The 9,502-nt window shown below is 71.2% G+C and carries 10 protein-coding genes; 6 read left to right on the top strand and 4 right to left on the bottom strand.

Annotated elements, in window-relative coordinates; translation table 11 throughout:
• Positions 1–46: 46 nt before the first annotated feature.
• The 4 genes from msrB to ACFRQN_RS38065 all read right to left on the bottom strand — a co-directional run bounded on the left by msrB (position 47) and on the right by ACFRQN_RS38065 (position 3,326).
• Positions 47–451, bottom strand: a complete 405-nt coding sequence (gene msrB, locus ACFRQN_RS38080; RefSeq protein WP_049649595.1) for a peptide-methionine (R)-S-oxide reductase MsrB — start codon at positions 449–451, stop codon at positions 47–49.
• Between the two features lie 40 nt (positions 452–491).
• Positions 492–1,901 (bottom strand): UDP-N-acetylmuramate--L-alanine ligase, encoded by a 1,410-nt coding sequence (gene murC / locus ACFRQN_RS38075; protein WP_375873238.1) that lies wholly within the window; start codon positions 1,899–1,901, stop codon positions 492–494.
• Positions 1,902–2,021: 120 nt separating this feature from the next.
• The gene (locus ACFRQN_RS38070; protein ID WP_107086353.1) at positions 2,022–2,483 is read right to left on the bottom strand and encodes an indole-3-glycerol phosphate synthase; all 462 of its coding nucleotides are present in this window, start codon (positions 2,481–2,483) and stop codon (positions 2,022–2,024) included.
• 57 nt (positions 2,484–2,540) lie between these two features.
• Complete coding sequence (locus ACFRQN_RS38065) at positions 2,541–3,326, bottom strand: pyrimidine reductase family protein (RefSeq protein WP_074001682.1); 786 nt, start codon at positions 3,324–3,326, stop codon at positions 2,541–2,543.
• Positions 3,327–3,474: 148 nt separating this feature from the next.
• Here ACFRQN_RS38065 and zapE point away from each other — a divergent pair, with 148 nt between their 5' ends.
• The 6 genes from zapE to ACFRQN_RS38035 all read left to right on the top strand — a co-directional run bounded on the left by zapE (position 3,475) and on the right by ACFRQN_RS38035 (position 9,462).
• Positions 3,475–4,521, top strand: coding sequence for a cell division protein ZapE (gene zapE / locus ACFRQN_RS38060; RefSeq protein WP_234348208.1), 1,047 nt, complete (start codon positions 3,475–3,477; stop codon positions 4,519–4,521).
• Between the two features lie 58 nt (positions 4,522–4,579).
• A complete protein-coding gene (locus tag ACFRQN_RS38055; protein WP_380745170.1) occupies positions 4,580–4,957 on the top strand; it encodes a type II toxin-antitoxin system RelE/ParE family toxin in 378 nt (125 codons plus the stop codon).
• Complete coding sequence (locus ACFRQN_RS38050) at positions 4,954–5,262, top strand: helix-turn-helix domain-containing protein (RefSeq protein WP_049649601.1); 309 nt, start codon at positions 4,954–4,956, stop codon at positions 5,260–5,262. The genes ACFRQN_RS38055 and ACFRQN_RS38050 overlap by 4 nt, the downstream gene beginning before the upstream one ends.
• 44 nt (positions 5,263–5,306) lie before the next feature.
• Positions 5,307–7,397: an excinuclease ABC subunit UvrB gene (uvrB, locus tag ACFRQN_RS38045; RefSeq protein WP_380745168.1), complete on the top strand. Its 2,091-nt coding sequence runs from the start codon at positions 5,307–5,309 to the stop codon at positions 7,395–7,397.
• Positions 7,398–7,676: 279 nt separating this feature from the next.
• On the top strand, positions 7,677–8,255 hold the full coding sequence (locus ACFRQN_RS38040; RefSeq protein ID WP_375873239.1) for a TerD family protein: 579 nt from the start codon (positions 7,677–7,679) through the stop codon (positions 8,253–8,255).
• A 226-nt stretch (positions 8,256–8,481) separates the two neighbouring features.
• Positions 8,482–9,462: a TerC family protein gene (locus ACFRQN_RS38035; protein WP_049649604.1), complete on the top strand. Its 981-nt coding sequence runs from the start codon at positions 8,482–8,484 to the stop codon at positions 9,460–9,462.
• The last annotated feature ends 40 nt before the right edge of the window (positions 9,463–9,502 follow it).

Genomic DNA, 9,502 nt, shown 5'->3' with positions numbered 1-9,502 from the left:
GGCCCGGACACTGTACGTGTCCGGGCCTCCGCGCGCGGGTCCGGCCCTACTCGGCCGGCTTCAGCGTCAGCGAGACGCTGTTGATGCAGTACCGCTGGTCCGTCGGCGTGCCGTAGCCCTCGCCCTCGAAGACGTGCCCGAGGTGCCCGCCGCAGCGGGCGCAGCGCACCTCGACCCGGCGCATACCGAGCGAGGTGTCCTCGATGTACTGGACCCGGTCCCCGGCCAGCGGCGCGTAGTAGGACGGCCAGCCGCAGTGGCTGTCGAACTTGGTCTCGGAGCTGAACAGTTCGGCCCCGCAGGCCCGGCAGCCGTAGACGCCGACGGTCTTGGAGTCGGTGTACTCACCGGTGAACGGCCGCTCGGTGCCCGCCTCGCGGAGCACGTGGTACTCCTCGGGGCTGAGCTGGGCGCGCCACTCGGCCTCGGTCTTCTCGATCTCGTAGCTCATCACGGGCTCCCGGTCGCGGTGGACGTCGGACGGACGTACGTCAGACGTTGGAAGCAACGTTCGCGAGGTGCCGCAGGATTTCCGGGCCGAGGTTGGTGACGTCACCGGCGCCCATGGTGAGCAGCAGGTCGCCCGGGCGGGCGAGGCCGGCCAGCAGGGCGGGGGCGGCGGCGAAGGAGTGCTCCGCGGTGACCTCGGCGCCGGCCCGGCGGGCCGCGTCGATGATCAGCTCGCTGGTCACGCCGGGGATCGGGTCCTCGCGGGCCGGGTAGATGTCCAGCACCACCGAGGCGTCGGCCAGCGCCAGCGCCTGGCCCATCTCCTCGGAGAGCTGCTGGGTGCGGCTGAACAGGTGCGGCTGGAAGACCACCAGCACCCGGCCCCCGCCGGTCAGGCCCTCGCGGATGGCCTCCAGGTCGGCGGTCATCTCGGTGGGGTGGTGGGCGTAGGAGTCGATCACCTGGACCCCGCCGGCCTCGCCCTTGAGCTGGAGCCGGCGGCGCACGCCGGTGTAGGCGCCGAGCGCCTTGGCCAGATCGGCGGCCGGGACGCCCAGCGCGACGCCGGCGGCCAGCGCGGACACCGCGTTGTGGGCGTAGTGGCGGCCGGGCACCGAGACGGTGAAGCTCAGCTCGGTGCCGTCCAGCAGGACGGTGACCTCGCTGGTCATGCCGTGGGCGACCACCGAGAGCACCCGCAGGTCGGCGTCCTCGGCGGAGCCGACCGTCACCACGTTCAGGCCCTCGCGGCCGGCCACCCGGGAGGTGAGCTCGCGGGCGCCGTCGTGGTCGGCCGAGACCACCAGGGTGCCGCCCGGGACGATCCGGCCGACGAAGGTCTCGAAGGACTCGTAGATCTCCTCGATCGAGGCGTAGTTGGCGTGGTGGTCCAGCTCCACGTTGAGCACGATCGCCACCTCGGGCGCGTACTTGTGGAAGCTGCGGTCGCTCTCGTCCGCCTCGGCGACGAAGATCTCGCCGGTGCCGTGGTGGGCGTTGGAGCCGGGCGCGTCGAGGTCGCCGCCGATCGCGTAGGACGGGTCCAGACCCAGCTCGCCGAGGGCGACGGCGAGCATGCTGGTGGTGGTGGTCTTGCCGTGGGTGCCGGCCACCGCCAGCGCCCGGCGCCCGCCCATCAGCGCCGCCAGCGCGTCGGAGCGGTGCACCACCGGGATGCCGCGCTCGTGGGCGGCCACCAGCTCCGGGTTGTCGGCCCGGATCGCGCTGGAGACGACCACGCTGCTGGTGCCGTCCGGCACGTGCTCGGCGGCGTGGCCGACGTGCACGGTGGCGCCGAGGGCGCGCAGCGCGAGGACGGTCTCGGACTCCTTGGAGTCGCTGCCCGAGACGCTGGCCCCGCGCACGGCGAGGATCTTCGCCAGGCCGGACATCCCGGCGCCGCCGATGCCGATGAAGTGCGGGGCGTGCAGGTCGTGCGCGGCGTCGTTCAAGGCGTGGCTCCGTAGGGGCGGGGGCAGACAGGGCGGGCGGACGGGTCGGGAAGACGGAATCGTCCTCGCGGGCGGACCGCAAGGACGATTCTGCACCACCGGCGTGCCGGGCCGGTCGGGTCAGGAGTCGCTGGCGAAGAGCCTGAGCACGGGGACGCCCACCTTGTGCCGGGCCTGGGAGGCCCAGTCGCGGTGGAAGAACTCCTCCACGAAGTGCGGTGAGGTGAGCACCACGACCTCGTCCGCCCGCTGCTCCCCGACGACCGCGCGCAGCCGCTCCAGCGGCTTCTCCCCGACCAGCTCGCCGACCGCCTCGGCCCCGGCCGAGCGCAGGTGGCGCAGGCTGTGCTCCAGCGACTCGCCGGCCACGGTCGGACCGCTCTCGGACTCGTCGTGCTCGTGCACCACCTTGTCGAGGTGGCCGAGGGCGACGTCGTCGAGCGCCCGCAGCAGTTCGTCCTGCCGGCCGCGCGGCTGCATCAGGACGACGAAGGACACCTTCTCCTCGCCGTGGAGCGTGGTGACGAGCTCCACGTCCGCGTCGGAGAGAGCCTTTTCGATCATCAGTACCGTCTTGAACACGTGAGTCCCTTCCAGTGGCCGGCCCCCGGGCCCCGGCATCCCATAACGGGATCACGATCAGGGGGTCACGGGGTTGTCCGAACCGGGGTGACGCAGGTAGCGGGTGAAGAGGAATCCTTTCTGCTCGATCAATGAGACCAGCCGCATCCGCTGCACGTCCGGCATTCGGGCATCGTGCAGGATGCGCGGCGCGTCGCCGCCGGTGAGCAGCGGAGCCAGCGACAGGCACAGCTCGTCCAGCAGGCCGGCCGCCGCCAGCTGCCCCAGCAGGCGCGGGCCGCCCTCGGTCAGCAGCCTGGTCCAGCCCCGTTCGGCCAGGGCCGCCACGCCCGCCCGCAGGTCCACCGAACCGGTGCCGGCGAGCACCAGGTCGGCCACCCCGGCGACCGCCCGGCGGCGCTCCGCGGGGGCGTCCTCGGTAGTGACGACCACCGTCCTGACCAGCGGCTCGGTGAACAGCGGCGCGGTCAGGTCCAGCTCCAGCGAGCGGCTCACCACGGCGATCGCCGGGGCGGGCGCCTGCCCCGCCGCCGCCCGGGCCGCCGCGAACTCCTTGCGGGCCCGGGCCGGCCGGTAGCCCTCGGCGCGGACCGTCTCCGCGCCCACCACTACCACGTCCGACAGTGCCCGCAGCACCCCGAAGATCCGCTTGTCGGCATCGCCGGAGAGGCCCTCGGACAGCCCGTCCAGCTTGGCCCCGCCGTCCAGGCCGGACACCATGTTGGCGCGCAGCCAGGGGCGCCCCTGATTCACCTGTTCGGGGTACGCGTAGACGGCGGCGAGCGATTCCAGTGCGGCCGGATCGGCGAGCCGCCCGCCCAGCGGGCTGATCAACTGTTGCATGTCCCCAGTCTTCCACCGCGGGCCGTGGGCCGTTCGGGGCCGCGGGTCGACCGGCTCGGGGCCGCGGGTCGTTCGGACGGCGTACGGGGCAGGCGTACCCTCTACTGATGTGCCCGCAGCCTCCCACTCCGCAACCGCGACCGAGCCGATAGCAGCCGCACACGCCTCCGGCTCCCCGATCGCGCTCACCGACCGCCGACCCGTCGTGCCCGCCGAGCGGCTGGTCGCCGAGATGGTCCCGCCGCCCCGGTTCGCCGACGTGAGCTTCGGGACGTACATTCCGGACCCGACCCAGCCGAGCCAGTACGAGGCCGTCCAGGTCCTGGAGCAGTTCGCCGCGACCCTCGGCGGAGGAAACGGTTCCGCGCCCAAGCGCAGCTGGTTCCGCCGCTCCGCCCCCGCACCCGCCGGCCCGGCCGGGGTCTACCTCGACGGCGGCTACGGCGTCGGCAAGACCCACCTGCTCGCCTCGCTCTGGCACGCCGCCCCCGGCCCCAAGGCCTTCGGCACCTTCGTCGAGCTGACCAACCTGGTCGGCGCGCTCGGCTTCCAGCAGGCCGTGCGGACCCTCTCCGGGCACACGCTGCTCTGCATCGACGAGTTCGAGCTCGACGACCCGGGCGACACCGTGCTGGTCTCCACCCTGCTCGGCCGGCTGGTCGACAACGGCGTGAAGCTGTGCGCCACCTCGAACACCCTGCCGGAGAAGCTCGGCGAGGGCCGCTTCGCCGCCGCCGACTTCCTGCGCGAGATCCAGGGCCTGTCCGCGCACTTCCGCCCGATGCGGATCGACGGCCAGGACTACCGCCACCGCGGCCTGCCGGACGCCCCGCCGCCGTACACCGACGAGGCCGTCACGGCCGCCGCGGCCCGCACCCCCGGCGCCTCGCTGGACGACTTCGACGCCCTGCTCGCCCACCTCTCCGCCGTCCACCCCAGCCGCTACGGCGCGCTGCTGGACGACGTCGCCGCGGTCTGCCTGCGCGGCGTCCGCCAGATCGACGACCAGTCCACCGCGCTGCGCCTGGTCGTGCTGGCCGACCGGATGTACGACCGCGAGCTGCCGATCACCGCCTCCGGCCTCCCCTTCGACCAGGTCTTCCCGGAGGAGATGCTGCGCGGCGGCTACCGCAAGAAGTACCTGCGCGCCATCTCCCGCCTGGTCGCCCTCGCCCGGGACAGCGCCAAGGCCTGACCCGTGACCCTCCCCCTCGCCCGGCAGTTGTTCCCACTGCCGAGCGAGGGGGAGAGGCATGACCGGTGACGAGTCCAGGGCGGGCTACGGGATCGAGATCGAGCCCGAGGTGCGGGTGTGGCTCCAGAACTGCCCGACCGTCGAGTACCGGGCGGCCGAACGCGCCGCCGACCGCCTCGCCGAGGACGGCGAGGCGCTGTCGTTCCCGTTGACGAGCCACCTGGGCGGCCCGCTGCGCGAGTTGCGGATCGGGTCCATGCGCATCACGTACTGGCTCGCGCCGGGGCGGAGGGCTGTGCTGCTGACGGTCTTCCGCAAGACTAGGAACCGCGAGACCGATCAGGTCGAACGGGCGCGCCGCGCGCAGAAGGTCTGCGAGGCGGAGCACGGGCCCGCCGCCGATCACGAGATCTACGACCGGGAGGAGCAGCGATGAGCAGCGGCTACCACACCCGTTGGACCGTGCCGGCGGAGCACCGGGAGAGCGAGGAGTACCGCGCGGCCGGGCGGCGGATGGCGCTGGCCGAGGCTGTGTACGCCCGACGATCCGCGCTCGGGTGGACACCCGCCGAGCTCGCCGAGCGGGCCGGGCTGGACGAGGAGACCGTCGAGGGCATCGAGGAGAGCGGGGTCGATCCGACCCTTCCGCTGATCGAGCGACTCGCCGCCGCCTTCGACTCCGTCGTGCGGATCGACCCCGCCCGGGAGCCGGCCATGAGCTTCGAGGCCCACGCGGCCTGATCGAACCGGCCTCGCTTGTCGGTGGTGGGTCGTACCGTTGAGTGGTGCGTCCCATCACGAGTATTGAGCGGTCCGTGGCGCCTTTCGAGGTCGTCAGCCCCTTCCAGCCGAACGGCGACCAGCCGGCGGCGATCGCCGAGCTGGAACGGCGGATCAGGGGAGGGGAGAAGGACGTCGTGCTGCTCGGTGCCACCGGCACCGGCAAGTCGGCCACCACGGCCTGGATGATCGAGAAGCTGCAGCGGCCCACCCTGGTGATGGCGCCGAACAAGACGCTGGCCGCGCAGCTGGCGAACGAGTTCCGCGAGCTGCTGCCGAACAACGCGGTCGAGTACTTCGTCTCGTACTACGACTACTACCAGCCCGAGGCGTACGTCCCGCAGACGGACACCTACATCGAGAAGGACTCCTCGATCAACGAGGAGGTCGAGCGGCTGCGCCACTCGGCGACGAACTCGCTGCTCACCCGCCGGGACGTGGTGGTGGTGGCCTCGGTCTCCTGCATCTACGGCCTCGGCACCCCGCAGGAGTACGTGGACCGGATGGTGCGGCTCAAGGTCGGCGAGGAGATCGACCGGGACGAGCTGCTGCGCCGCTTCGTCGACATCCAGTACGCCCGAAACGACGTGGCCTTCACCCGCGGCACCTTCCGGGTCCGCGGCGACACCATCGAGATCTTCCCGGTCTACGAGGAGCTCGCCGTCCGGATCGAGATGTTCGGCGACGAGATCGAGGCGCTGTACACCCTGCACCCGCTCACCGGCGAGATCATCAGCCAGGACGACTCGGTCCACGTCTTCCCCGCCTCGCACTACGTGGCCGGCCCCGAGCGGATGGAGCGCGCGGTCAACGGCATCGAGGCGGAGCTGGCGCTGACGCTCGCGAAGCTGGAGAAGCAGGGCAAGCTGCTGGAGGCCCAGCGGCTGCGGATGCGCACCACCTACGACATCGAGATGCTGCGCCAGATCGGCACCTGCTCGGGCGTCGAGAACTACTCGATGCACTTCGACGGCCGCGAGCCCGGCTCCCCGCCGAACACCCTGCTCGACTACTTCCCGGAGGACTTCCTCCTGGTCATCGACGAGTCGCACGTCACCGTCCCGCAGATCGGCGCGATGTACGAGGGCGACGCCTCGCGCAAGCGCACCCTGGTCGAGCACGGCTTCCGGCTGCCGTCCGCGATGGACAACCGCCCGCTGAAGTGGGAGGAGTTCCTGGAGCGGACGGACCAGACGGTCTACCTGTCGGCGACGCCCGGCCCGTACGAGCTGTCGCGCGGCGACGGCCAGGTCGAGCAGATCATCCGCCCGACCGGCCTGATCGACCCCGAGGTGATCGTCAAGCCGACCGAGGGCCAGATCGACGACCTGGTGCACGAGGTCCGCAAGCGGGTCGAGCGGGACGAGCGCGTCCTGGTCACCACGCTGACCAAGAAGATGGCCGAGGACCTCACCGACTACATGCTCGGCCTGGACATCCGGGTCCGGTACCTGCACAGCGACGTGGACACCCTGCGCCGGGTGGAGCTGCTGCGCGAGCTGCGGGCGGGCCGGTACGACGTGCTGGTCGGCATCAACCTGCTGCGCGAGGGCCTGGACCTGCCCGAGGTGTCGCTGGTGGCGATCCTGGACGCCGACAAGGAGGGCTTCCTGCGCTCCGGCACCTCGCTGATCCAGACGATCGGCCGCGCGGCCCGCAACGTCTCCGGCCAGGTCCACATGTACGCGGACAAGATCACCCCCGCGATGGAGAAGGCCATCGACGAGACCAACCGCCGCCGGGCCGTGCAGCAGGCCTACAACAAGGAGCACGGGATCGACCCGCAGCCGCTGCGCAAGAAGATCGGCGACATCCTGGACACCCTTGCCCGCGAGGACATGGACACCGACGAGCTGCTCTCCACCGGCTACCGGAACCAGGGCAAGGGCAAGGCCCCGGTCCCGGCGCTGGGGGCGGAGCGCAAGCCGGCCAAGTCCCTGCCGGCCGCCGAACTGGCGGACCTGATCCAGGAGATGACCGACCGGATGCACACGGCCGCCGCCGACCTCCAGTTCGAGGTCGCGGCCCGGCTGCGCGACGAGGTCAAGGAGCTGAAGCGGGAACTGCGGCAGATGCGTGAGGCCGGAGTGGCGTAGCCGCACCCGCGGGGCGCACCCGCGGGGCGCACCCGTACGGCGCCGGGCCTGGCCGGAATGACACCGGTCAAGTCCGCGGGTGTCTCAGCCTTGCCACAAACGGGCAGACCCGGGGGAGCCCGGGGTGCCGCAGGCCCTAGGCTGGCCTGCGGCATCGTGCCCTCGGGACGGGGTTTGCGGGCCGTACGCAGAGGGGGCCTCAGCCGGGGGACGGCGACGGGGTGTTCCACCGTGGAGCCGCTCGGCTGTGACCGCGCGGCCGGCAGAGAGGACAACGTCGTGTCGGTGAACCTGGCCAAGGGGCAGCGGGTCAGCCTCCAGAAGGGGCAGGGCGGCGCCCTGACCGTGGTCCGGATGGGCCTCGGCTGGCAGGCCGCCCCCAAGCGCGGGCTGTTCGGCAGCCGCACCCGGAAGATCGACCTGGACGCCTCGGCGCTGCTGTACGCCGAGCGGACCCCGTCCGACGTGGTGTTCTTCTCGCACCTGGAGAGCAACGACGGCTCCGTGCGGCACACCGGCGACAACCTGGAGGGCGGCTCCGGGACCGAGGACGACGAGGCGATCCTGGTCGACCTGGTGCACGTGCCCGTGAACATCACCCAGGTGGTGTTCACGGTGAGCTCGTACACCGGGCAGACCTTCGCCGAGGTGCAGCGGGCGCACTGCCGGCTGGTGGACGAGGCCACCGGGCTGGAGCTGGCCCGCTACGAGCTGGCGGGCGGCGGGCCGCACACCGGGCAGATCATGGCCAAGGTGGTCCGGGACGGCGACGGCGGCTGGGAGATGCAGGCGATCGGCGCGCCGGCCAAGGGGCGGACCTTCCAGGACCTGCTGCCGGCGATCGAGCCGTTCCTGTAGCCGACCGCGTAGCCGGTCCAGCAGCCCGCTCCGCGCGGTTCTTTACCTTCTTTACCTTCCCTTGGGATTGCTGTTACTCTCGTTGGCAGCGGAGGGGAGTATTCCTCGACAGCCGACCCCGTCATCACGGGTGCCCGTCGTGGCACCCCGGGGCGCTGGCCCGACGGGCGGAAGAGACCTCCGGCAGTGACGATGACTGTCTCGCCTACCTGCCGGAGGAGCAGTAGTGGACGTTTCCGTAACCATGTGGGTTTCCACGATCCTGGTGCTGATCGCACTGGTCGTGGCGGACTTCTTCATCGGAGGGCGCAAGCCGCACGAGGTCTCGATCAAGGAGGCCGGGATCTGGACGGCCGTCTGGGTCGCCCTGGCGGTGCTCTTCGGCGGCTTCCTCTGGTGGCACTCCGGTGGGGAGCCGGCGGGCGAGTTCTTCGCCGGCTACATCACCGAGAAGTCGCTCAGTGTCGACAACCTCTTCGTGTTCATCCTGATCATGGGCAAGTTCGCGGTGCCCAGGATCTACCAGCAGCGCGTGCTGATGTTCGGTGTGATCATCGCGCTGGTGCTCCGGGCGGTGTTCATCGCCGGCGGTGCCGCGCTGGTCGCCGAGTTCTCCTGGGTGTTCTTCATCTTCGGCGCCTTCCTGATCTGGACGGCCTGGAAGCTGATCAAGGAGGCCCGCGCCGAGGACGAGGGCGACGAGGAGTTCGAGGAGAACCGCGTCCTCAAGTCGATCACCCGCCGCTTCCCGGCCACCGAGGACTACCGCGGCACCAAGCTGTTCGTCCGGGAGAACGGTCGCCGGCTGATCACCCCGATGCTGGTCGTCATGCTGGCGATCGGCACCACCGACGTGCTGTTCGCGCTGGACTCGATCCCGGCGATCTTCGGCCTGACCCAGGACCCGTACATCGTCTTCACCGCCAACGCCTTCGCCCTGATGGGGCTGCGCCAGCTGTACTTCCTGATCGGCGGCCTGCTGAAGAAGCTGGTCCACCTGTCGTACGGCCTGTCGGTGATCCTCGGCTTCATCGGCGTGAAGCTGGTGCTGCACGCCGCGCACGAGGCGGGCGCGACCTGGGCCCCGGAGATCGGCATCCCGTTCTCGCTGGGCTTCATCGTGGTCGTCCTGGCGGTCACCACCTTCACCAGCCTGCGGGCCGCGAAGAAGGCCGAGTCCGCCGAGCACGAGAAGCTCGACGCCTGACGCCTGACGCCTGACGCCCGCGCCAGGCACGGCCGAGGCC

Origin of the sequence: Kitasatospora sp. NPDC056800 (assembly GCF_042789775.1) — a bacterium.
Classification (GTDB): domain Bacteria; phylum Actinomycetota; class Actinomycetes; order Streptomycetales; family Streptomycetaceae; genus Kitasatospora.
The sequence above is the reverse complement of the archived record's forward strand: the minus strand, read 5'-3'. Positions and strand labels throughout refer to the sequence as shown.